At 36.1% G+C, this 24962-nt stretch carries 23 protein-coding genes; 5 read left to right on the top strand and 18 right to left on the bottom strand.

Annotated features, from left to right (window positions below; genetic code table 11):
- Nucleotides 1-137 precede the first annotated feature (137 nt).
- On the bottom strand, nt 138-1025 hold the full coding sequence (locus tag HZI73_RS11565) for a LysR family transcriptional regulator (RefSeq protein ID WP_212698377.1): 888 nt from the start codon (nt 1023-1025) through the stop codon (nt 138-140).
- Nucleotides 1026-1132: 107 nt separating this feature from the next.
- On the opposite strand from HZI73_RS11565, the gene HZI73_RS11560 reads away from it, so the two are divergent.
- On the top strand, nt 1133-2410 hold the full coding sequence (locus HZI73_RS11560) for an adenylosuccinate synthase (RefSeq protein ID WP_212698376.1): 1278 nt from the start codon (nt 1133-1135) through the stop codon (nt 2408-2410).
- Nucleotides 2411-2575: 165 nt separating this feature from the next.
- On the opposite strand, the gene HZI73_RS11555 is transcribed toward HZI73_RS11560, so the two are convergent.
- Nucleotides 2576-3208 (bottom strand): redox-sensing transcriptional repressor Rex, encoded by a 633-nt coding sequence (locus HZI73_RS11555; protein ID WP_212698375.1) that lies wholly within the window; start codon nt 3206-3208, stop codon nt 2576-2578.
- A 330-nt stretch (nt 3209-3538) separates the two neighbouring features.
- On the bottom strand, nt 3539-3913 hold the full coding sequence (locus HZI73_RS11550) for a hypothetical protein (RefSeq protein ID WP_212698374.1): 375 nt from the start codon (nt 3911-3913) through the stop codon (nt 3539-3541).
- A gap of 344 nt (nt 3914-4257) precedes the next feature.
- Here HZI73_RS11550 and HZI73_RS11545 point away from each other — a divergent pair, with 344 nt between their 5' ends.
- Nucleotides 4258-6201: an ABC-F family ATP-binding cassette domain-containing protein gene (locus tag HZI73_RS11545; protein WP_212698373.1), complete on the top strand. Its 1944-nt coding sequence runs from the start codon at nt 4258-4260 to the stop codon at nt 6199-6201.
- Between the two features lie 51 nt (nt 6202-6252).
- On the opposite strand, the gene HZI73_RS11540 is transcribed toward HZI73_RS11545, so the two are convergent.
- The 9 genes from HZI73_RS11540 to HZI73_RS11500 all read right to left on the bottom strand — a co-directional run bounded on the left by HZI73_RS11540 (nt 6253) and on the right by HZI73_RS11500 (nt 15886).
- Nucleotides 6253-7620, bottom strand: coding sequence for an MATE family efflux transporter (locus tag HZI73_RS11540; protein ID WP_212698372.1), 1368 nt, complete (start codon nt 7618-7620; stop codon nt 6253-6255).
- A gap of 100 nt (nt 7621-7720) precedes the next feature.
- Entirely contained in the window at nt 7721-8437 is a 717-nt protein-coding gene (locus HZI73_RS11535) for a YitT family protein (RefSeq protein WP_212698371.1), read from the bottom strand.
- 110 nt (nt 8438-8547) lie between these two features.
- Nucleotides 8548-9525, bottom strand: a complete 978-nt coding sequence (locus HZI73_RS11530; RefSeq protein ID WP_212698370.1) for an SIS domain-containing protein — start codon at nt 9523-9525, stop codon at nt 8548-8550.
- 110 nt (nt 9526-9635) lie between these two features.
- Entirely contained in the window at nt 9636-10493 is an 858-nt protein-coding gene (locus tag HZI73_RS11525) for a carbohydrate ABC transporter permease (protein ID WP_246552477.1), read from the bottom strand.
- A 10-nt stretch (nt 10494-10503) separates the two neighbouring features.
- Nucleotides 10504-11382: a carbohydrate ABC transporter permease gene (locus HZI73_RS11520; protein ID WP_246552475.1), complete on the bottom strand. Its 879-nt coding sequence runs from the start codon at nt 11380-11382 to the stop codon at nt 10504-10506.
- 81 nt (nt 11383-11463) lie between these two features.
- On the bottom strand, nt 11464-12801 hold the full coding sequence (locus tag HZI73_RS11515) for an ABC transporter substrate-binding protein (RefSeq protein WP_246552473.1): 1338 nt from the start codon (nt 12799-12801) through the stop codon (nt 11464-11466).
- A 131-nt stretch (nt 12802-12932) separates the two neighbouring features.
- A complete protein-coding gene (locus tag HZI73_RS11510; RefSeq protein ID WP_246552471.1) occupies nt 12933-13832 on the bottom strand; it encodes a PfkB family carbohydrate kinase in 900 nt (299 codons plus the stop codon).
- 424 nt (nt 13833-14256) lie between these two features.
- Complete coding sequence (locus tag HZI73_RS11505) at nt 14257-14982, bottom strand: GntR family transcriptional regulator (RefSeq protein ID WP_212698369.1); 726 nt, start codon at nt 14980-14982, stop codon at nt 14257-14259.
- 94 nt (nt 14983-15076) lie between these two features.
- Complete coding sequence (locus HZI73_RS11500; RefSeq protein WP_212698368.1) at nt 15077-15886, bottom strand: histidinol-phosphatase HisJ family protein; 810 nt, start codon at nt 15884-15886, stop codon at nt 15077-15079.
- A 123-nt stretch (nt 15887-16009) separates the two neighbouring features.
- Between HZI73_RS11500 and HZI73_RS11495 the strand changes: the two genes are divergently transcribed.
- Nucleotides 16010-17002, top strand: a complete 993-nt coding sequence (locus HZI73_RS11495; RefSeq protein WP_212698367.1) for an SIS domain-containing protein — start codon at nt 16010-16012, stop codon at nt 17000-17002.
- A gap of 150 nt (nt 17003-17152) precedes the next feature.
- Here HZI73_RS11495 and lipA read toward each other — a convergent pair whose 3' ends face one another.
- From lipA to HZI73_RS11470, 5 genes are all read right to left on the bottom strand, one after another.
- Nucleotides 17153-18010: a lipoyl synthase gene (gene lipA / locus HZI73_RS11490; RefSeq protein ID WP_212698366.1), complete on the bottom strand. Its 858-nt coding sequence runs from the start codon at nt 18008-18010 to the stop codon at nt 17153-17155.
- Nucleotides 18007-18756 (bottom strand): lipoyl(octanoyl) transferase LipB, encoded by a 750-nt coding sequence (lipB, locus tag HZI73_RS11485; RefSeq protein WP_246552468.1) that lies wholly within the window; start codon nt 18754-18756, stop codon nt 18007-18009. Before lipB ends, lipA begins: the two co-directional genes overlap by 4 nt.
- Before the next feature lie 57 nt (nt 18757-18813).
- Nucleotides 18814-19509 (bottom strand): GntR family transcriptional regulator, encoded by a 696-nt coding sequence (locus HZI73_RS11480; protein ID WP_246552466.1) that lies wholly within the window; start codon nt 19507-19509, stop codon nt 18814-18816.
- Nucleotides 19510-19705: 196 nt separating this feature from the next.
- Nucleotides 19706-20848: an isocitrate/isopropylmalate family dehydrogenase gene (locus HZI73_RS11475; protein ID WP_212698364.1), complete on the bottom strand. Its 1143-nt coding sequence runs from the start codon at nt 20846-20848 to the stop codon at nt 19706-19708.
- 63 nt (nt 20849-20911) lie between these two features.
- Entirely contained in the window at nt 20912-22831 is a 1920-nt protein-coding gene (locus HZI73_RS11470) for an aconitate hydratase (RefSeq protein ID WP_212698363.1), read from the bottom strand.
- A 298-nt stretch (nt 22832-23129) separates the two neighbouring features.
- Here HZI73_RS11470 and HZI73_RS11465 point away from each other — a divergent pair, with 298 nt between their 5' ends.
- Both HZI73_RS11465 and HZI73_RS11460 read left to right on the top strand, forming a co-directional pair.
- Nucleotides 23130-23336: a hypothetical protein gene (locus HZI73_RS11465; RefSeq protein ID WP_212698362.1), complete on the top strand. Its 207-nt coding sequence runs from the start codon at nt 23130-23132 to the stop codon at nt 23334-23336.
- 269 nt (nt 23337-23605) lie between these two features.
- Entirely contained in the window at nt 23606-23764 is a 159-nt protein-coding gene (locus tag HZI73_RS11460; RefSeq protein WP_212698361.1) for a hypothetical protein, read from the top strand.
- Nucleotides 23765-23979: 215 nt separating this feature from the next.
- On the opposite strand, the gene HZI73_RS11455 is transcribed toward HZI73_RS11460, so the two are convergent.
- On the bottom strand, nt 23980-24912 hold the full coding sequence (locus HZI73_RS11455) for a S8 family peptidase (protein WP_212698770.1): 933 nt from the start codon (nt 24910-24912) through the stop codon (nt 23980-23982).
- Nucleotides 24913-24962 lie beyond the last annotated feature (50 nt).

Here is a 24962-nt window from a genome sequence, read left to right as displayed (position 1 = left end):
TATCTTACTTGCTTATCTTAGCATATATTTTCTAAATTACTACTACCCTAAACCTTACAAATTTCTTAAGAATTTCTATCTTGATTTTAGATATTTCTATTGAATAGTAAACCATTACATGGTTCTTTTGTTCCATACTAGCAAAGTATTTCTAGAAACTTCTTTCCAGCTGAAGATATGGGTGTATTTTTTAATGTCACAACACCCACATGTCTTATCGGTATTTCTTTTTTTAACTTGATTTCAAAGACATCCTTAGCTATTAACTTTTCTTTTATAAAATTCTTGGTGACGCAAGCAATACCTAATCCAATGCGAGCAAATTTAACCAGTAAATCAAGACTCCCTAACTCTATATCCGGTTCTATTCGTTGTCCATGCTCCCAAAAAAAGTTATCCACATATCGTCGGGTATTACTTCCTTTTTCTAATAATATTAGAGGATATCTTTGCAGTTTCTCTAGAGAGATACCTTCACCATTGGATAGTTCCTGTTGATATGTCTTGCCACATATGAAACAATCTTGTAGTTCTAGGGTTTCTGTTATAGTCATTTGCTGATCTTCCTCAACAGGCAGGTTCACAATACCAAAATCCACATGACCCCCTTTTAGCAGTTGGATAATCTCATAGCTTGTTCGGTTGGTCACATTAATCTTAATATGAGGATAATCTTGATGAAATTGTTCTAAATACGGCAATAAATAATGGGAACACAACGTATCACTTGCACCAATAGTAACCTCACCTGCATCCAAATTTTGCATCTCCAAAAACTTAATTTCTCCAGTAATAATCAATCCACATGCCTTTTGTATGTATTCAAATAATACCTTCCCTTCTGATGTTAACTTAATGCCTTTTGGAGTTCGAATAAAGACGTTTGCTCCTAATTTCTCCTCTAACTGCTTAATGGCTTGACTCACAGCAGGCTGAGAAATATATAATTTTTTTGCTGCTGCAGAGATTTGTCCTTCCTTAGCAACCATGTAAAAAACCTTATAAAGCTCAAAATTGATTTTCATATAATCTCTCCTTATGGAAGATATAATTAATATTAATTTTATTTATGTTCCATCATTGATTATACTATAGATGGTGATGATTTTCAAAATAAATAAGGAGTGATAATATGAGTGTAACAGCTATTGTAGGTGGCAATTGGGGCGATGAAGGCAAAGGTAAGATGACAGATTTGCTGGCAAAAGAAGCAGCGTATGTGGTCAGATTTCAAGGAGGGAATAATGCGGGGCATACCATCATGAATCAGTATGGTAAATTCCAATTGCACTTGTTACCCTCTGGTGTTTTTTATCAGAATGCTACAAATATTCTAGCACCAGGTGTAGCATTAAACATAAAAGGTTTTTTGGATGAATATGAACATTTAATGTCGCGAGGGGTCCCTGCACCACAGATTAAGATATCCCATAGAGCACAGGTGATTTTACCTCAGCACGTTCTGCTAGACCAATACGAAGAGGCACGATTAGGTACCAAGAAATTTGGTTCTACCCAATCAGGTATCGCTCCTTTTTATGCTGATAAGTACAGTAAAATTGGTATACAAGTGAATGATTTATTCACACCCGACAGATTATTAGACAAACTTGAAAGAAATATTGAAAAAAAGAATGTGCTGCTTCAACATTTTTATAAACAACCTCTTTTAGAGGCTGAAAAAATATGTGATGATCTTATTCCATTAGGCCATAGGATAAAGCCTTTTGTGTGTGATACTACAAAAGTAATGAATGAAGCGATTGCCCAACAGAAAAACATCCTTATGGAAGGCCAGTTAGGTGCATTAAAAGACCCAGATCATGGCATCTATCCTATGACGACTTCCTCTTCTCCATTAGCTGGTTTTTCAGCTATCGGAGCTGGTATACCTGCCACTTCAATTCAACATGTTGTAACGGTTGTAAAAGCTTACTCCAGTTGTGTAGGTGCTGGACCATTCGTTTCTGAAATATTTGGTGAAGAAGCCGCTCAGTTAAGACATTTAGGTGGTGATAATGGTGAGTACGGTGCGACCACTGGAAGACCACGAAGAATGGGTTGGTTTGATGTTGTCGCTACACGATATGGATGTACATTACAAGGTACAACGGAAGTTGCTTTGTCTTTGCTAGACGTACTTGGTTATCTTGAGAACATCCCTGTATGTACAGCCTATCAGATAAATGATACCATAACCCAGGCGTTTCCAGTTACCCATGAATTAGACTTAGCAAAACCCGTAATAGAACCATTACCAGGTTGGCAAAGGGATATTTCCCATATACGTAGTTACACAGATTTACCTATGGAAGCAAAAAATTATGTGAATTACATTGAGAATGCTATTGGTTTTCCAATCAAATATATATCTGTTGGACCTGAACGAGATGCTATTATTATGCGTTAGTTAGCCACTAATTGGTCTTTAAAAGGTTAATAGCAGCCTAAATAAATAATAACCATATACCAAGTTAAGCATACCCCACAGCTACTATTAACATAGCATGCATATTGGCGTATGTCTTAACATTGATATATGGTTTTTTTGACGATACATGTAATATGTATGTGCCTATATCCGCTCTTTAATATTATAGGAAAGCGTCATTAAACTATCCAGGAGATGAACGTTCTCAACCACCACATCTTTATTGGATAATTTTAAATCTACCGGAGCAAAATTCCATATACCTTTAATACCATAGTGTACCAAATCGTTGGCAATCTTAGGCGCTTTTTGCTTAGGTAAAGTCAGAACAGCAATATCAATGGCATTCTCTTTTATAAAATGCTCCATTTCATCTAAATCTTGTATTTCAATACCTCTTACTGTAATCCCCACTAGTCGCGGGTTTACATCAAACAATCCTTTTACTTTAAAACCTCTTTTATCGAAGTTTGTATAATTAGCAAGTGCCTGTCCCAAGTTACCAGCACCGATAATTATGGTATTATACTTGTTTTCAAGTCCTAATATTTTACCAATAGCATTATATAAATATTCAACATTATATCCGTAACCTTGCTGTCCAAATCCGCCGAAATTGTTAAGGTCTTGTCTTATCTGAGACGCTGTTACACCCATTCGCTGACTTAATTCCTTGGATGAAATCCTCACCACGTCATTCTCTAATAAGTCTCCTAAGTATCTGTAGTATTTTGGTAATCGCTTAATAACCGCTGTTGAAATTTTCTTTTCTACCATAAAATCTATCCCCAATCTTGATACTTTTCAGAGCAATACACTCCTTATTGTTGAAGCCCTTAAAATAATTATATATCTTGGGTATGAGCATGTCAAATAATTAACGTGTATTACTCTAATTTATATGCTTATTTTGTTGTTTCTCATTATGCTTACAGGTAATCCGTACTATGTTCATTGTATACACAGTACATTAAATAGATTATACCATAAATGCATATATATTACAAAAGGACTATCTCATAATACATTCTATACGTTGCATTCTCAAGAAACTGATTTTCCTTGATAACTATAAGTAACGCAAAAACATATTATGAAACAGCCCTACTAAAGCAGTTCTTTACCTAAGTAATTATTAATGGACTCTTTTGTCTTCTTAGAGTAATTACTCTCTGTATATAATATACGCTGTATGGTCCGTTGAGATAAATGCGAATGATGAGCCAGATCCTTAATGGTAATTCTATGTTTGACCATATATTCGCCTAACTTCTTCCTTTTTATGTCATCTTTCTTATACTGCCGATTATAAAAGTATGTGGTGTTAACTTTTGAATGAATCTGCCCTAGCTTTCTTCGATGTTGATAATCCAAACATTTCTCACATTGCTTTACACCTCGAACCAGTGTTTCATGTGATAAAGACTTACCGCATCGAATACATTGTTTTCTTTCTACACGTGCTTTTCTTAATTTCTTCATATAACCTGCATTACGACTCAAGTGATCACCCTTTCGGAATAATTCTGTTCCATTCAGGGACTCATTTTTTAATACTTATCCTTTTTATGATTATCCTTCTTGAGTTAAACTTGCCTCTAATACATTTCAGTAGACTTGTCCCTTTCTAGAACTTCAATTCTATTATAAACTAAATATATGATACTTTCAATGATTTTCCCATAATCTTCCACTTAGCCCAGGTTTTACGATTCCGTTTACAAGTCCATTCTCCTTAGAATACAAGGACTTCCTTTTCAATTAAGCGATTTGATGGTAAAATATTGTGAGGATTGAAATCACAGTTAGACAATTAGGAGGCAACAATGATTTTATCATGTAAAAATATATGTAAAGCGTTCGAAACCCATACAGTCCTTGATCTTATTAATTTTCAATTAGAAAAAGGTGAAAAAGCTGCTATTGTGGGCCTTAACGGTGCAGGCAAATCCACATTGTTCAAGATTATTACCAAAGAATTAGAGCCTGATTCAGGCCAGGTTATTATAGAAAGCGGTATCAAATTAGGTTATCTCTCTCAGCACAGTACCCTTTCTAGCCATCATACCATTATGGAAGAAATGTTAAAAACATGCCAACCCCTTATAGATATGGAAAACAAACTAAGAACATATGAAGAACAAATGGCAGAAAAACAGAACGATCCTGATACCCTTGAATCGCTCATGAAAGCATATGCCGCACTTCAACATGATTTTGAAGTGAACAATGGTTATGGTTATAAAAGTTATATTCGCGGTGTTCTTAAAGGACTAGGATTTGTAGAAGAAGAATTTGATCAAGGGATATCCACTTTATCTGGTGGCCAGAAAACCAGGGTTGCACTGGCACAACTCTTATTAACTAATCCTGATATTCTATTATTAGATGAGCCTACTAACCATTTGGATATTAAGGCATGTGAGTGGCTAGAAGGATTCTTGAGTAACTATCATGGAACAATCGTCATCATATCCCATGACCGTTATTTTCTAGATAAAATCGTGAGTCGTATTATTGAAATAGAAAATACTCATTCTCACATCTATAATGGTCATTACAGCTTCTACGTGAAGCACAAAGCCATCAATCGTGAAATAGCCTTAAAACATTATCTTCAGCAGCAAAAAGAAATCAAACGGCAAGAAGAAGTCATTCGTGAACTGCGTTCTCATGGACGAGATAAATTAATTAAACGCGCTCAGAGCCGTGAGAAGCAGCTGAGTAAATTGGACAAACTGGACGCACCTGCGGTGATGCACGATAAAATGAACCTTCGATTAGAGCCTCGCGTGGTTAGTGGTAATGAGGTGATTAATGCAACAAATCTGTCCAAAAGTTTTGATGATAAACACCTGTTTTTGGGGGTTAACTTTCACATTAAGCGTGGAGAAAAAGTAGCTCTTATTGGGGATAATGGTACTGGTAAAACAACACTTTTTAGAATCATTAATCAGCAATTAGAGGGTGACACTGGTTTTATAGACTATGGTGCAAAAGTAAAGGTTGGTTATTATGACCAAGAACATGCCACACTGAATCCTCAAAACAATCTCATAGAAGAAATTTCGGATGCATATCCCACCATGGATGTAGGACCGATACGTAACACCTTAGCTGCCTTTTTATTCACTGGAGACGATGTCTTTAAACCCATTCACACGTTAAGCGGCGGTGAAAAAGGCCGGTTAACCTTGGCAAAATTAATGCTATCCAATGCTAATTTCTTATTGTTAGATGAACCAACCAACCATTTGGACATGGTTTCAAAAGAGATTCTGGAGTCGGCTATCAGCCACTACAATGGAACAGTTTTCTTTATCTCTCATGACCGTTACTTTATTAATAAAGTAGCTACCCGTGTGCTTGAATTAACACCTACGGCATTCAATAGTTTTTTAGGCAATTATAATTATTATGTGGAAAAAAAATTAGAAGAAGAAAAAAGGCAGCTTTTAGCTTTAGAAGAAGCCTCTAACAATACAATTGTCAACAATAACCTTGTATCTGATCCGTCGCCTACAGGCAATAAAGCCGATTGGCTAAAAAACAAGGAAGAACAAGCCAATAAACGTAAACTTGAAAACCAAATAAAGCAATTAGAAAAACGTATTCATGAACTGGAAAAATGCATCACAGACATCGATGAACAACTTTGTCTAGAAGAAATCTATACCAACGCCGAAAAAGCTGAAAACCTACATAATGAAAAAACAGCATATGAAGGAGAACTGGAAGGTCTCTATGAAAAATGGGAGTCATTACTGTAATGTAATGCTCCCTATGTTCATGACGAAAATCTGTTCCATTCACTTCGTCATCTATGTTTCAGGCTGTACATCAAATTTTATATTGACCCATTTTTGATTATGGAACCTTAAGAATATGATGGCACTAAAAACAACAAAAGATGCGATTTCAGCATACCACACACCTACCAGTCCTTGTCCCATGAGTATAACAAATACATAGGAAAACGGTATGAAGACTGTCCATAAACGCAGTGCCGTTATGAGCATCACATTTCTCGTATCGCCTGCACCTCTCAAAGCACCGGACATGACAATCATAAAGTTTAATAGTGGTTGGTTAAGCCCAAGTGCAAACATAACACTTGCCGATAAAGCAATAATCTTAGGTTGTTCTGAAAAAGCTTTGACCAATACATCTGGCCATAATAGGAATACTAAACCCATAATGATACCCCATAAGATACCAACCACAGATGCTGTATAGCCTGTCTGCACGGCTTTCTTAATGTCTTTTTCACCAAGAGCTTTACCGACCAATGTAGCAGCCGCTATGGATAACCCCACTGCTGGCATGAAAGATATGGATTCAAGGTTAATTAAAATCCGAAAAGATGCTTCACGGTCAGTATCCAATTGAGATACAATGACACCGATGACAATGAAAGCCCCTTGCATAAGGGCCTGTTCAACTGCTCCAGGATAACTAATTTTCCACAGAGGTTTCACAATGTTTTTTGTCATACGTAGATTCTTTAATTTAAGGTGTACCTTTTTCTTTTTAATGAACAACACATACGTATAGAGCACTGTTGCTAAGACTCTTGAAAGTGTTGTGGATAAAGCGGCACCGGCTATACCCATTTCTGGAAATGGTCCTACACCCTTAATGAGCACATAGTTACCTATAATGTTAAGCACATTAGCAATTCCAGTGATGATAAGTGGTGTCATGGTATCACCAGAACCACGTAGAATGGCTGCATAGGAGAAGGATAAAAACATAAAGATTAAACCGATACTCACCGTATAGAAGTAATCCAGTGTCAATCCTTGTACCTCTTCGGTGACATCGTAGATGCTAAAAATATTCCGAGCAAATACAATGGCAAGTATGGATATAATCACACCAATAATAAAGTTAATGGTTACAGTTTGTCCTGCAATTTTATTGAGTTTCTTATAATCTTTCTCCCCAAACGATCGAGCTACCATGGATGTAGCACCTGTATTAAAGGAAGAAAAAACAAATATCAAAGTAAAAATAATCTGATTAGCAAAACCTACAGCAGATAGAGCTCCCTCACCTACCATACGGCTAATCATCATTGTGTCAGCCACACCTAATAGCGTATTTAAGCTCATTTCACCGATAGCTGGTAATGCCAATATAATAATAGCGATAAGAAGTTTCTTTTTTTGTTTTATGATCTGTAACATGATGTCCCCCCTTAGTGTGCATTGTAGAGATTATACTTGATTAGACCATCAAAGTCAACCAATATTTATCATGCATTATAATCCTTTTTTTATACTGGCTTCATTTACCAAACATTCCCTCATTTTTTACTTTGCGTTTTGTGTGCATGACGTGTTTATTCATCCTATTACATGCACTTTTTTTTCTTTTATAGATGGTACTTGGATGACTCCCTTCAATGAACGCACATAATCGTATGACCATATCACTCACTTTACCACTTGTAACAATCATGATTAATGCCAGAAGAATATTTTGTGGATTTCTTAAGATTAAACTGCCAATAAGTACAATACTGCCATCGATTATCATCAACATCTTTCCAATGGTTATATGATTAAGCTTGATAATAAGTAATTGTCCTAGAAGTTCTGTTCCTCCGCTCGACACATCGTACCTGTAATTCAACCCTACAGATATCCCAAGAAATATCCCCCCATATATAGCTCCTAATAAAGGGCGATGGGTCATAGCAGGCAAGAAAGCGAAAGCATCAATGAGGAAATTGAGTTGGGTTGTAACGATTAAGCATTTTATTGTAAAGCCCATGTTTTTCATTTTAAAGGACATGATCATGATAGGTATATTTAATAAATAGGCAATCAAGCCAATGCCCCAAGGGAAATATGTATGTATCAGAAGAGCCATTCCCGTTACGCCTCCGCCAACGATATGATTGGGTTTAATAAATAAGTTTATGGCTAAAGTGTAGAATATACAGCTTACCATTGCATAGAAATAACTACGAACTTTATCCGTATTCAGGTTAACACCCATGCTGCTTCCTCCTATATGATTAAAAAACGCCATACACAAAGTCAAAAACTGACACCGTAATAGACCTATTACGATGCCAGCTTATGTAAATCATGCATGGTTGCTCACAATTAGTACTCCATTTTCCACATGTATCTTCTAACCGTTAGTGGATGACCTCTAAATTCAGCTAAAGCACTAGCATATCCTCGTAGAACAACACCTACGACTATGGATGCAAAATAGCCTTTCAAATCTTCATCCATATCTTTCATATCAAAATCTGCTGCATCGATTACAATAATTTTATCTGAATATTTCTTGCAGAAAGCATGAGCTCTTTCGTCTAAAAATCTAGACTGATCAATGCCTTTTACAACAATGAACGGTACATCGTAATCCGTGATCTCAAATGGACCATGGAAATACTCACCTGCATGAATAGCATTAGAGTGAATCCATTGCATTTCCATTAATAAGCAGATTGCAAAGGCGTATGCAGGACCATAGCTACCGCCACTAGCCATTGTATAAATCACTTTTTCTCTTTTATAGGCTTCCCCAAATTCTTTTCCTTGTAAAGCATACTTTTCTATGTTTGCTTTAAAAATTTCATCCATTTTATCAATGGCTTGACACGCTCTTTCATACTTTTCATTTGGTTGTAGCACATTGAGCATACCAAATACTAAAGCATGTAAAATCGTATGGTTATGATTTCGCATATCCTGTTCATCTAACCAATCATAATGAATAGGGTATGCTGTTGTTTCCCAAAGGGGTGAACCCACACTATTGGACATTGAAATCGTTAAAGCCCCTTTTTCTCGAGCTAACCTTGTAGCTTCCACTGTCTCCGGCGTCTGTCCTCTCATGGAACAAGAGATTAAAACAGAATCAGGTCCCAATGCCTTAGGTACACGGTATACAAATTCATTAGCAGTATATACGGTGGCTGGTATCTCACATTCACAATCCAAAATATATTGTGCTGGCATCATCAATGCCATTGAGCCACCACAAGCTACGAAATAGATGTGGTTAATGTTTTTCATTTCTTTTACTGCTTCTATTGCTGCGTTAATTTGCTCCTTATGTTCTCTCTTCATTTTAACTGCTCCTTTTCTTTTTATAATTTATAATATATGTTTATATAACATTATATAACGTTATATTTTAGGGTAAAGAATTCTTCACAACCATTGAAGAATTCTCGCCTTTAACCTTTAACAGAACCTGTTGTCAACCCTCTAACAAACTGTTTTTGCATCAATAGGAAAATTAAAATCATGGGAATGGATGCGATAACAATCCCAGCTAACATAACTGTATAATTGGATCGCATATCTCCAGAAAAAGTCATTAACCCAATGGGTATCGTCATAATGGCTTTGCTTTCAAGAAAAACATTTGCGAATAAAAATTCATTCCATACAAATTTTAGGTTAATAATTGCACAAGAAGCAAATATAGGTTTACTAATGGGTACAATGATCTTATAAAATATTTGAAAACTGTTATAACCATCTATATAAGCTGCTTCCTCCAGTTCTTTTGGAATAGATAGAAAGTAGGCTCGCATTAAAAACACAGTAAAGGGTACTCTAAATGCAATATACGGTAGTATGACTGCCAGATAAGTATTATATAAGTTAAGTGTTTGCAGCATTTTATACAGTGGCACCAATGCTACTTGTTCCGAAAGGGCCATCCCCCCAAGAACAATAAAAAAGATAACATTGCTTCCTACGACTTGAAACCTGGTAAGTCCGTAAGCCAATGATGCACTGATAATAATGATGAACATGAGTGAAATTGAACTCACAATCAATGAGTTTTTAAAATAAGCAAACAAACCTGTTCCCCACGCCTGAGCATAATTACTAAATAGCCATTTACTAGGTAAAGCTAAAGAATCTTTAAAGAGTTCATTATTGGTTTTTAAACTGTTCATCAGTAACCATATCATTGGCAGGAGAATATTAATGACTAAAAGGATTAAAAAGATATGTAACATAATTTTCAATACTTGCTGCTTTGATGTTTTCTTTTTCATGATAACTTCCCTCGTTAACATGGCTACCCTCCTATACTTTGCCAGATTTTGTGACCACGATTTGTATGATTGAAATCGTAACGGTTATTACAAAGATCAAAACTCCTGTTGCGGCTGCGAGGCCCATTTTGTCATGTAAAAATGCGTTTTGATATAAATATACGCCTAAAACTTGTGAACTGTTGCCTGGCCCTCCACTGGTGGTCGCATAGACTTCTGTAAACAACTTAAATGCACCGATAATGGTGATGATAGAACAGACTAATAATTGTTCTTTAACAAGTGGAATCATAATGCTAAAAGCTTTTCTTATAGGCCCTGCACCATCAATAGCTGCTGCTTCAATATAGTCTTTTGGTACATTCTGTATGGCGACAACCATGAGTAAGGTTATGTAACCTGTAAACTGCCATTGACTCATGGCAATAATGCTAAAAATAGCTGTTTTAGAATTACCTAACCAAGCTTGTGTAAGGTTCTGAAGTCCCATGGCCCTCAGTGCAGAATTAAGAAGTCCAACTTCAGGAGAATACACAAAATTAAATAGCAAACCGACAGCTGTTAACGATATAAGAGCAGGTATGAAGTATATGTTTCTGTAGACATTCCTCAATCTACCTGTAAGTTTACTTTCTATGAATAAAGCAATGATGGTACCAAATCCAACTTGTACAATTAATGAAATAACCGCATACAACGTGTTATTTTTAATCATGATAAAAAACGTATCGCTTGTAAACAGCTTTATATAATTATCGAATCCTACAAATACCTTTCCGGAAGAATAGGAAGATAAGCGGAAAAAACTATACACAAAATTGGATATGACAGGCACATATACAAAAAATAAAATCATCAATAATCCTGGCAAAATATAATAATAGGGAACTATCTTTTTCCTTTTCAGCATGCTGTCCACCACCTCCCTGTATTAGAAAGGTGCATCTATATAAGCATTAGAGCACCTTACTTGTTGTTTATCCATGATTTACTATTCTTGAGACGTTTTCTGTGCTTCTTTTGCTACTTTTTGTATCTTTTTCATGGCCTCTTCTGGTGTGACGTCACCATTGGTTAAGTCAGAAATTGCTGTTAAATATTCATTTGCAACAGTAGAATATAATGAAGCGTCAAACCAGCCAGCCATTTTATCGGCATTTTTAATGACTTCATAAGCTTCTAAGAGTTTTTGGTCAACCAGCCCTTCAACAATACCAATGCCAGCATTGAACCAACCTACTTGTTGCACTTCTTTTTTACCCACTTCTGGTCCTGTAAAATATTTTAAGAATGCAATACTTTCTTCAGGGTATTTTGTTTTAGAAGAAATGACAAACCCTTCTGGTGAACCTGTCAAAAGGGTAGGGTCGCCCTCACCTGGAATAAGTGGAAAACCAAACATACCATAATTCAAGTCTGCATTTTCATCAGCTAAATAAGGAATCTCAACCAATTCAGCAAAAAGCATAGCTGCTTTGCTATGTGCAAAGTTATTTCTCGCCATATCATGTGGTAATCCATTTACGGAGTCATTAAAATAAGGTATAAGCTGTTGATAATATTCTAATGCTTTCACATAGTTAGGGTCGGTAAACTCCCCTGTTGTTGGGTCTAAATCTTTTAATCGTGTTTCATTATTAACCACCATCTGATTAATACTTCCTATGTAGTGAGAAGAAGGCCATTGATTTTGATTACCATAAGCTATAGGTGTAATACCTTTATCCTTAAGGGTTTGGCACACTTCAATAAACTGATCCCAAGTTTTTGGAATTTCAAGATTATAGTCGTTAAACATATCAATATTATAGAACATCATCTTAGCATCTAGTCTAAAAGGTATACCATACAAAACGTCTCCACTACGGTATTCATTCACCTGTGATGCAAGCAGTGAGTTCTGCCATTCTGTATCCTTATTATAAGCTTCAGAAAGATCCATGATTAATCCTTCTCGAAGAAATCGCTCGGAGAATTCACCTGACCAGCTAAAAAATACATCTGGACAATCATTACTGCCAACAACCACTTTTATTTTTTCTTTATAAGGTTTATTTTGTGCACTGGTCACAACAATATCAATATCAGGATTATCTGCTTCATATTGTGCGACCGTTTCTTCAATAAACGAATTAAAAGGCTCATCTGGAAATCTGTGAAACAATTTAATAACTTTCTTCTCCGCTTTTCCCTTGTCTTGTTCAACATGGACTTCTTTACCATCCTGTTCATCTTCAGGATCATTTGTCTTACTACATGCTGTAAATGATACCAGCATAACGCCTAACATCCATACCGCAATCAACCTTTTTCCCATTTTTTTCATCATGCTATTACCTCCCATAATTATAAAGTTTTTGCTCATGTTTCAAAATGATTAAATGATTTATGTAAATCTCTCTTTGAAAGTAAACACATCTTTTTCTCTAAGAGAAATCATTTTAGTTTTATTAATCACTTTCATTCTTTATAACGTTTACCAAAACCGAATGCCCCATTACATGTACATACTTTGGATGAAAATATTGCTGCTCGATATAGATTCGCTTTAATGACAAGATCTCGGTAATCTTCTATGTTTGTAATACCTTTGTCACCTGATTCCTTACGAAAGTTAACCCCGTGTTTCATATCACTTATGTAACCTGTCAAAAAAGCTGTTATGAATGAATCGCCTGCCCCCATCGTATCTGTTGCTTCAATCAAACATGGTGATTGTTCATAGAATGTATCACCAACACATACCAAAGCGCCTCTTGAACCTCTTGTAGCAATAACCATTTCCTTACAACCATAGGCCATCATGTCTTTCATCAATTGAATAATATCATGATCTTTCATGTCACTACATGAAATACTGGCACAGTCAATGTGTTGACAGCATGCTTGTAAGTATTCTCTTGTATAACGATTGGAGAAATCCATGGATATAAACTTACCAAATTTTCTTAGCTTACCAAGTTCTTTTTCTATATAGCTAAAACAACTGGTATGCACAATATCAAATTCACTGATATAAGCAAGATCCACATCACTTAATACCATTGGATGCTTAGCGGATACGCCGCCTTTATTTGATCCAACAAATACACGATCACCATCTTCTAATGTCACCTTTGCATAACCATTTTCACCTTTATCATAACGACAGTGGTCTACTGTTATACCCAATGCTTTTGTTGTTTGATACACATGACTGCCTGCTTCATCATCACCAAATATGCCTAGATAAGAAGCTTTAATGCCAATCATATTTGCATAAACTGCAAAATTCAAAGCATTACCCCCAGGGTACATGATTTTTGAATCAATGTATTTGTCCACAACATTATCGCCTAATCCAAGAACTCGTATCACCATTACGCCCCCTTAAGTGTTGTATGTTTATGCATTTATTATATTACGTTATAATATGAATTGCAATAAGAAGTTAATAAACCATGATTTTTTAGTTATGTTTAACAATAAATATTTTTTTATAATGTGCAATATGTCCAATTTTAAGTCTTAATAATTGCATTTTATCTCTCTATAAAAAACGCAAATATTATATATAATCATTAAATTGCATATAAAAAAGAACATATACCTATAATGCATTGTAAATATATGTTCTTTTTTATATTATTTTTTTTATATATTAATGTTGTATAACATATCATGTATGTATTGTATTGTCATGTATTATAATGTTTGTTCTTTTTAAGCATTGGTCAAGATTTATATAAATAGAAATGATAAAACACTGGCAACCATTATATAGTCTATTTATACCATTGTTCATTTATTTATAAATAATCATTTTGAATTTTTTTGGATTCACTACTTGTCGGGTATTATGTATGATATTCCCTGTTTTATCGTAACAAACGCTTCTTGTTAATAATAAAGGTGTAGCACCTTCTATATGCAATAACTCAGCTTCTTCATCTGTTGCAAAGCAAACATCCAGTTCTGTACAACTTTCTGAAGGAACAATATGATGTTCATTCAGTAATTTATAGAGTGAGCCTTCTAGATTATTTGTTAAGAGAAAGGAATAATCCGTTGTAAAATGTGAATCTTCAACCATCACAGCTTCGCCATCACAGTACCTTATACGCTTAATGGATAATACTTTTGTGACACTATTATCCAGCCTTAATTCTCTTCTATCTCTATCAGTAGCATCAACTAATCCAGCAAATAATAAAGTAGCAGAAGGTTTTTTTCCTAATATTTCACATGACATACTAAAGCCCATAAACTTGTTCATATTTCTTACCAGCTTAACTTCAGCTACAAAAGTACCAACGCCTTGTTGTTTAACAAGATACCCTTCTTCTACCAACTCACTAATAGCTTTTCTTACAGTAATTCTACTCACTTCGTACTTATCACTCAGTTCTATCTCTGTAAGAATCTGATCCCCAGGTTTTAAAACATTCGCCGTAATATCTTCTTTAATGGTTTCAATCAACTGTCGGTATAAAGGCACACTGGAGTTTTTATCAAGTGGTGCTTTATTCATAGCTATCACCTTTTCTTATATCATTTATGCTTATGTGTTATCATTAGTATATCATATTCATTTAAAAAAACAAATACATATTATAACGAATCCATTACAACTGGACACGCATACCTTTTCTATTATCATAATGGTATAGACGCTTCAAGCCTACAGCAGCAAGCATGTCTAGAATCATGTGGAAATCTCCACCAATATCTTCAGGGTCATGTGCATCTGAACCAACTGTTATGATCTCACCACCCATCCCTTTATACATTTTAAGTATAGCCATGGAAGGAAAAGGCTCATCCAATCCTCTTCGTAAGGTAGATGTATTAATTTCTAATCCTTTACCTCTTTGAATTAATCGTTCAAATATCTGGGCTAATTCCAATTTATAGTGTATAAGATCCACTTGTACATGCTGTCTTGCTGCATACCTCTTAATTAAATCCAAGTGAGCCAGAACATCAAAATCACCTTTATCAACAAGGGTATAGAGTTGTTCTAGATACCTTTTGCAATAGTGGTCTATGTTGTCATCATGATACACAACCTGACTAAGGTCCACATCATTAATTTTATGAACTGAAGCAAGTACATAATCAAATGCATATAAGCTTAATAACGTATTGGATCGTTGTAATTGTACATGTTGTTGTCCCAATTCAATGCCTCTTCTAATGATGAGCTGGTTCTTAAACTTCTCTCTGCATTGACCTAACGTCTCAAAATAGGTATCTAAATAAGCTTCATTAAAGGTCCTCCCCTCTTTATCTGTTGTATAAAATTCAAAGTGATCTGTGAATGCAATTTCTTTGAATCCCTTATGGATAGCTGACTGACACATTTCTTCCATGGATACATCTGTATCAGGTGACATACTGCTGTGTATATGGTAATCGAGATATATTTCTTTCATGTTATCTCCTTTCACTAAAGAACGATCATTATTAAAAGTCTTGTTTGTATTATAACATTATGATACAATATAATCTGTTACATGACAATTATATCTTTATTTTCATCAAAGGAGGTAGTTTTTGTGTTTAACTTTAATGAAAAAGTGGTTTTAGAGACAGAGCAAAGTGGTTTAGATATTATTAAAAAAGTGGAACAGTTGGTTGATCATATCTGCCAAGAGGGTTATGGTAATCTATTTTTTGTAGGTATTGGCGGCACTTTTGCCTATGCAAAACAAGCGGAAAGCATTGTGAAATGTCAGTCTACACTGAATCTTCATGTTGAAAATGCTGCTGATTTAATAGCTTTAGGAAATTATCACCTTACTGATAAAACCATTGTTATTATTGAATCTAAATCAGGGGATACTCCTGAAATAGTAAAGGCTGTCGATTATGTACATACACTTGGAGCAAAAGTTATAGGGTATATTGGCAACTCAGAATCCATCTTATGTAAAAAAGTAGATCATGTCATTCATGGCAATAGCGGACCCTATTATTTTTGGCTTAGCGTGGCACTCAGGTTTATGTATCACCATGGTGAATTTGGCGATTATCATGACTTGATGCAGGAAATACAACATCTGCCTTCCACCCTTTTAAACGTTCAAAAACATGCTGACCTGGGATGTGAAGATTATGCAGAAAAGTACAAAGATGCGCCTATACAATACTTCATAGGTTCTGGAAATCTAGAAGGATGGGCTTATTGCTATGCCATGTGCATTTTAGAAGAAATGCAGTGGATGCGTACGAAATTCGTATCCGGTGCTGATTTCTTTCATGGCACATTAGAAGTAATTGATCGGGATACATGTGTTATATTATTTAAAGGTGAAGATAATGCGCGTTCTATCATGGACCGTGTGCATAACTTTGTGGAAAAAGTCAGTGCAAATGTAACGGTTTTTGATACGAAAGATTACGCCATGGATAAAATTAATGAAAAATATAGAGGATTACTATCCCCATTTGTTATGCGAGCTATTTGCCAAAGAATATCTGTTCATCTTGAACATAAACGAAGACATCCACTTGACATTAGACGATATTATCGTTGTTTAGATTATTAATACATCTTTTATTTAGCCCATATGCTCCTGAGAAGCCTATGAAAGTCACATCTGTACATCCTATGGGTCATGTATAGATGTGGCTTTTATTTTGCTATAACACCATGGGACTTCATGGCTTACCAAGTCATGCGTATTGAATAAACCCGGTTATCGTATTATGTGATCAAATGCTTGATCAGCAAAGTATGAACTTCTTACCAAGGGGCCTGAAGCTACATATTTGAAGCCCTTTTCAAGACCTATGTTTTTATATTTTTCAAATACTACTGGTTCAATATACTCATGGACTGGGTAATGTTTGAGTGATGGTGCTAAATACTGTCCAATGGTCATCATATCACAATTAACTGAGCGTAAATCATCCATGACTTGCAACACTTCTTCTTCCTTTTCAGAAAGGCCAACCATCATCCCTGACTTACTTAAAATACCATTGGCATATGTCTTAATATGGTCAATAAGTTGAAGAGATCGTTTATATGCTGCCATGGGCCGAACAGCAGCATACAACCGTGGAACCGTTTCTATGTTATGATTAATAATATCCGGCTTAGCAGCTATAACCCTTTTCAAATCATCCACATTCCCTTTAAAATCCGGTATCAGTACTTCCACAATGGTATCTTTGTTATATGCTTTAATGTGTGTAATCACATTTGCAAAATGAGACGATCCATTATCCCATAAATCATCTCGTGTAACAGATGTAATCACAACGTGTCTTAACCCCAGTTTTTGAACTGCTTTTGCTATGTTTTCAGGTTCAGAAGTATCTACAGGTTGTGTCTCACCTTTGGTGACATTGCAAAATCGGCAATTACGGGTACACACTTGTCCAAGTATCATAAACGTAGCCGTTTTTCTATTATAACACTCACCAATGTTGGGACATTTTGCCTCGGTACATACGGTATTAAGATTTAACTTTTTAAGAAGTTTTTCCACTTCCATACCTTCATGTGCTGAATATAATTTTGCTCTAATCCATTCGGGCTTTCTTTTCATCTGTTATCCATTCCCCATTCTTTATAATCTCCATATATTGGTGTTACTTGAAATACCTCACAAAAATATGCAGCTACTTGTTTAAACAGGTGTTCCATATTTTGTTTTTCACCTGTTAAGGCATGGAGTGATGTTACCGCCTTATCATGAATCCCACAAGGAATAATATGTTTAAAATAGTTAAGGTCTGTATTCACATTGAATGCAAAGCCATGCATGGTAACCCATCTTTTAATTTCAATACCTATTGCTGTTATTTTTTTATCATGAACCCAGACACCTGTGTACTTACCTATATCTTTATGAGCAGTTATACCATAACTATCCCTTAGCAATTGAATAAATAAGTCTTGAAGACCGTAGACATAATCTTTTACACCTTTTCTCAGGTTTCTTAGATGAACAATAGGGTACCCGACAATTTGCCCCGGTCCGTGGTAAGTCACATCGCCGCCTCTTTTAATGGGGTGTACATCGATACCCTTTTCCATTAATTTTTCTGAAGGTAAAAGAATATTGGCTTCATTACCATTTCTGCCTATTGTATAGACAGGAGGATGCTCCACCAATAATAGGGTGTTTTGTCTCCGTTCTTCCATGACATCTTCACGTATCTTTTCTTGCATGTGCAGCACCTTTGCATAATCCATCTTTTCAAGAAAAACAATCTCTATTTCCACTTGTATCCCTACTTTCAGACCATTTATCACGTATATTAACAACACCAATTCTATCATCTGAACCATTAAAAAGCAATAGGAGGCATATGGCTTTCTCCTCAAAAAAACTAAGCCCCTAGGGACTTAGTTTTTTCTATCATCAATAATATCCATTAATTTATGATCCAATACATTCTTAAGGGTATTTTTTACATGCAGATTGGTTAATTCCTCTACACGCTTCTCATCACGAAGCTTAATGGCTTCGACAATGGCCTTATGCTCTTCAACGGACTTCTTAGCTCTTTCATCTGATGAAATAGATGCTCGACGTATCCGTTGTACATAGTGATGAAAATCCGATAAGACATGCCTTAGTATTTTGCTCCTAGAAGCTTGGTATAACACTTCGTGGAATTTGGTATCTAACTCGTACAATTGATCAATATGACCTTTTTTATAATGAAATTCCGATAGATAAACAATCTCCTCTAATAATTCTAATTGTTCTTCATTAATATTACAGGTAGCCCATTTTGCAGACAGCCCTTCTATCAAAGACCTAATTTCATATATATCCTGTATATCTTTCGCATCAATTCCTGCTACAACAGCTCCCTTGTTAGGGATGATGGTTACTAAACCTTCAAGTTCTAACTGTCGAATAGCTTCTCTAACAGGTGTACGGCTAACGCCTAATTCTCTGGAAATCTGTGTTTCTTTTAAAGGTTCATTATGCTTGTAGCGACCTTTTAAAATATCTTCACGTATCTTATTAAAAACCCTACCTCGTAATGAGTATTTATCCGTTACTTCCTCTTGAAGGTTATACTCGCTCACAGATGTGCCTCCTCTTAATCTATAGGATACACATGTCATTTATAATGTGCATGCTATATATATTACACTGTTCCCTTTTAATATATTATAATTTTACATTGTTGTAAAGCAAAATATTAACAATCTTTTGTATAACATATGTAATTTTACAGGAAATGGGTATGTTTTTTTGTAACATATATATTATACATTTTCTCTACAATTTTTCAATTGTTTTCATCAAATAATTTGCATATTCTTCACTGGTTGCTCCTGTGTCTCTTCCTGTAAGTACATATTTCTTCTCCGCAGCACAGATTTCAAGGGCTTTGAACAATTGATCTGCTTTCTTACCATACCCTATATGGTTAAGTAACATACCGCCTGCACGAATGATACTGGATGGGTCTGCATAGATATCCCGTCCTTCATCCACCATTCTTGGTGCTGAGCCGTGGATAGCTTCAAACATAGCATATTGTTTACCAATATTAGCGCTACCTGCTGTGCCTACACCACCTTGGAACTCTGCTGCTTCATCTGTTAAAATATCCCCATAAAGGTTAGGTAATACCATGACTTCAAATCCTGTTCGACGTTTTTCATCCACTAATTTCGCTGTCATGATATCAATGTACCAGTCGTCTACTTCAATACCTTCGTATTCTTCTCCAACAGCTTTACAAACCTCTAAGAATTTCCCATCCGTTGTTTTTACCACGTTGGCTTTTGTTACAACGGTTACTTTTTTCTTACCATTGTTCTTAGCAAATTCAAAAGCGGCTCTTGCAATACGCTCTGCACCACCTGTTGTAATAACTTTAAAATCAATAGCAATATCGTCATCGATGTTCATACCTTGGCTGCCTAATACGTAGGCACCTTCCGTATTTTCACGGAAAAAGGTCCAATCAATCCCTTGTTCTGGCACTTTAACAGGTCTTACGTTAGCAAACAAATCAAGTTCTTTACGCATAGCTACATTAGCACTTTCAATGTTTGGCCATTGATCACCTTTTCTTGGTGTTGTGGTAGGTCCTTTTAAGATAACGTGACAGGCTTTTAATTCTTCAAGGACATCATCAGGAATGGCTTTACCTGCTTCTGCACGGTTTTCTATGGTTAATCCATCTATGACTTTGAACGTCACTTTACCTTTGTTGACTTCATCCGATAAGAGATACGCTAGTATACGCTGAGCCTGATTGGTAATTGCTGGACCAATACCATCGCCTCCAACAACACCGATAATGATTGTATCCAGTTCATCATACTTAACGAAATCCCCTTGCTCCTTCATCTTTTTCACACGTTCTTTTTGTTCTTGTAGAAGCGCTTCAAATCTACTTATATAATCCATGTTATCTATTCCTTTCTATCATTTATTCTATTGTGCTTTTATTTATCCTTGTGACTCCGTTTATTAAGCATTTTTTATGAAGTTAATTTTTCCACCTTCAAGGATGATCTTTAATTCTTTATCCGATAAATCAATTGACATATCATAGGTCACATCTTTGGTTTTGTTCAACACTTTAACTTTTCCCGTTTTTACTTGTTCCAAAAGATGATCCATTACTAATTCATCATCCAGGCTTATATGGTCATAATCACCGCTGTTCTCAAAAGTAAGAGGCAGAATCCCTGAATTGACTAGATTGGCCTTATGTATCCTTGCAAAACTTTTTGTAAGTACAGCTTTTACGCCTAAATATAATGGTACTAAGGCAGCATGCTCACGGCTTGACCCTTGACCATAGTTATCCCCGCCAAGAATAAACCCACCTTTATTTTCTTTAGCTCGTGATGGAAAATCTTCATCACAAGGTGTCAAACAGAAATTAGCTAGATGTGGAATGTTGGATCTAAAGGGTAATAACTTTGCATTGGAAGGCATAATATGGTCCGTTGTGATGTTATCTTCCACCACAATCAATACCTTGCCGGCTACATGATCTTGTAAAGCTTCATTAAGTGGGAAAGGTTTAATGTTAGGACCTTTTACTACCTCCACTTGACTACCATCTTCTGCTGGTGCCACAACCATGTTGTCGTTAATGAAGAATTTCTCAGGCATCACCACATCAATATCTGCTTCACATGTCATTGGATTCGTTAGCTTACCTGTTAAAGCACTTACAGCTGCTGTTTCTGGACTTAACAGGTATGCACCTGCTGAACCCGTCCCACAACGTCCTTTAAAGTTTCGATTAAATGTTCTGAGGGTTACAGCATCTGTTGCAGGTGCCTGACCCATGCCAATACATGGTCCACATCCGGACTCTAGAATTCTAGCTCCTGCTGCAATCATATCTGCTAATGCACCATTGGCTGCCAGCATGTTTAGCACTTGTTTTGAACCGGGTGCTATCACAAGACTTACATCCGGATGTACCACATTACCTTTTAAAATCTTAGCAACTTTCATCATATCTAAGTAAGAACTATTGGTACAACTTCCAATACAAACTTGATGAACCTTTAAGTCTTTAACATTGGATACCTTCTCAACATTATCTGGGCTATGTGGCTGCGCCACAAGGGGTTCTAACTGACTCAAATCAATTTCAATGGACTCATCGTATGCAGCATCCTCATCTGCTTGTAGCGGTTGCCATTGGTCTACACGGTCTTGAGCTTCTAAGAAAGCTTTTGTCACATCATCACTTTGGAATACGGAGGTTGTCGCTCCAAGTTCAGCCCCCATGTTTGTAATGGTTGCTCTTTCTGGTACACTGAGTGTCGCTACCCCTTCACCCGTATATTCAATCACTTTTCCAACGCCGCCTTTAACAGACATGACCCTTAATACTTCTAATATAATGTCTTTAGCCGTTACAAAAGGTCTAAGCTTCCCTGTTAACTTAACGTTAACCACCTTAGGCATGGTAATGTAATAGGTACCGCCTCCCATGGCTACTGCAACATCTAATCCACCTGCCCCTATAGCCAGCATACCGATGCCACCACCTGTTGGGGTATGGCTATCTGACCCTAAGAGTGTTTCGCCAGGTACACCAAATCGCTCTAGATGCACTTGATGACAGATGCCATTTCCTGGTCTAGAAAAATAAACACCATGTTTGTGAGCAACTGTTTGTATGTACTTATGATCGTCTGCATTTTCAAAACCTTGCTGCAGCATGTTATGATCAATATATGCCACTGATTTTTTGGTTTTAACCCGATCAATTTCCATGGCTTCTAATTGCAAATAAGCCATTGTTCCTGTTGAATCTTGTGTTAACGTCTGATCTATTCGTATGCCGATTTCAGCACCCGGAATCATGTCACCTTCAACCAAATGTTCTTTAATTATTTTCCATGTCAAATTGTAGCCCAATGTGTACATCCTCCTATCTATATAATTGTGATAATAATGGTTTAGCTTATTACTGCTGTACTATTTAAAAGTCACATTGTACATCAACCATATATATGCATCACATTTTATATATATTCAATAATAGTATAATTGTATACGATTATACTATGCTTGTCAATAGCCTATATCTAAAAGGTTTGTTGACATTATGAGAAGAAGTTTTATCCCCTAACAAGGCATATTACACTTATTTCTATCATACTTTATCATAGAGAAATAATTCGAACTTGTTTGAAAGGCGTGAGCTAAGGTGATTGTGAATCCACAACGACATTTTGCGTTAACCGATATTAAAGAGCCCTTTAGTAAACCTGCTAAAACCAATAGAGACGATCAAGAACAAGATTTCTTCTTGCTGTTTCTCATGGCAATGCTAATAGTCGATGACGACGCATTTTCTTTTGACACCGAATTGCTCAATCAGTTCCTTGAAATATTTAATCCTTTACAAGAAAATAATTAAACACACTTTTTCTCCTTTTCTCATAAACTATACTATACTTACGAAAACACCTTTAGAATGTGGCATTAGACCATATAGAAGGTGTTTTAGGAAAATAATATTTCTATTTTCCTTAGCCAATATAGGGATTGCATGAAGCACTTGATTGACGCACTGCATGCTAGCATATCCCATTAGGCACAGCAACATGTGGTGCGAAACGGTATCAAGTCTATATGTAATGTCCTAGCGTAACGTATTTACAGTTTAATTCTGAAAGGAGGCCAACTATGCAAGGTAATTCTAATAATTTGTTTTTCCTATTTTTCTTTTTGTTAATGTTTAATGATGGCGGTGGCTGTGGTAAGGGAGCTTTCGCTGAAAATGGATTATTCTTCTTCTTGTTAATTTTCATGATGATGTATGGCGGAATGGGCGGTAACTACTAATCCCTATTTGTCCCCGTTCATAGAAAAATAGAACTTGTCCTAAAGGTCCAGCCTTTGGGACTTTTTTTGTCTCATCATAAACATCCATGAAATGCATACAAAAGGTATGAAGATACCGAGTGGAAATAGTATAGGGGAATGTCATCATTCCCTTATACTATATAAACCCATACCTTTTCATTACTCATGATACAATCATGGTTCAGATGTGTTATCTACTCTAATAATTTTTTCACATCAATAAGTCCCCAGCCCTGATGAGCCTGAGAGAATCCTAAATCATGTGTAGAATCTTTTAATTTCAGTTTAACATCTTTTCCTGTTAGGTTGGGATGTCTGCTCAATAATAATGCAATACAACCACTTACCATAGGGGTTGCCATGGATGTTCCGCTCTTCTTGGTATAACCTACTTTCTTACCTGGATAATACTTATCGGTAGGCTTATAGGCCTTGTCTGTGCTGCATGCAATAATATTAGCACCGGGAGCTACCACATCGGGTTTTTTAATGCACTCTTTTGTAGGTCCTCTACCCGAATAATCAGATATCAAATCTTCCATAATCTTAACGGTTTCCCCATCGTCAGAGGAACCAACTGTGATGACTTTACGACTAATACCTGGTGTGGTAATGGTACAACTATCAGGTCCATTATTGCCAGCAGCGGCTACTACAATCAAACCATTATCCCATGCAGCATTCACACCTCTTACCAAAGCAGACTTTTCACCCTCTACGTCTTTCATCCCAACTGACAAATTAAGTATCTTAATGTTAAAACGTTTCTTTTGGTCAAGAACCCATTGTATCCCTGCTAAAACATCCGATATATTTCCTGAGCCTTCATTGTTTAATACCTTCACACCGATTATATTACTATCCATAGCAATACCTTTGTACTTGCCATTGCTTTCTTCACCATCACCAGCAATAATACCCGCTACATGGGTCCCATGTCCATTATCATCATAGGGATACCTTATATTGCTTACAAAGTCTTTAAATGCAATAATTTTATTCCGCTTAGTGACAAGGTCTTTATGAGGATATACGCCTGTATCGAGTATAGCAATACCAATGCCATGTCCCGTTACGCCTCTATCATCTGCCCACGAACTGTTAATGGTTTCTCTTGCAACATCCATCTGTGCCGTAATGAGCGCATCATGTTCAACTTTTTGCACACCTTCTATAC

It is taken from the genome of Vallitalea pronyensis, from assembly GCF_018141445.1.
GTDB lineage: Bacteria > Bacillota > Clostridia > Lachnospirales > Vallitaleaceae > Vallitalea > Vallitalea pronyensis.
This window is presented reverse-complemented; position numbering and strand designations above follow the sequence as displayed.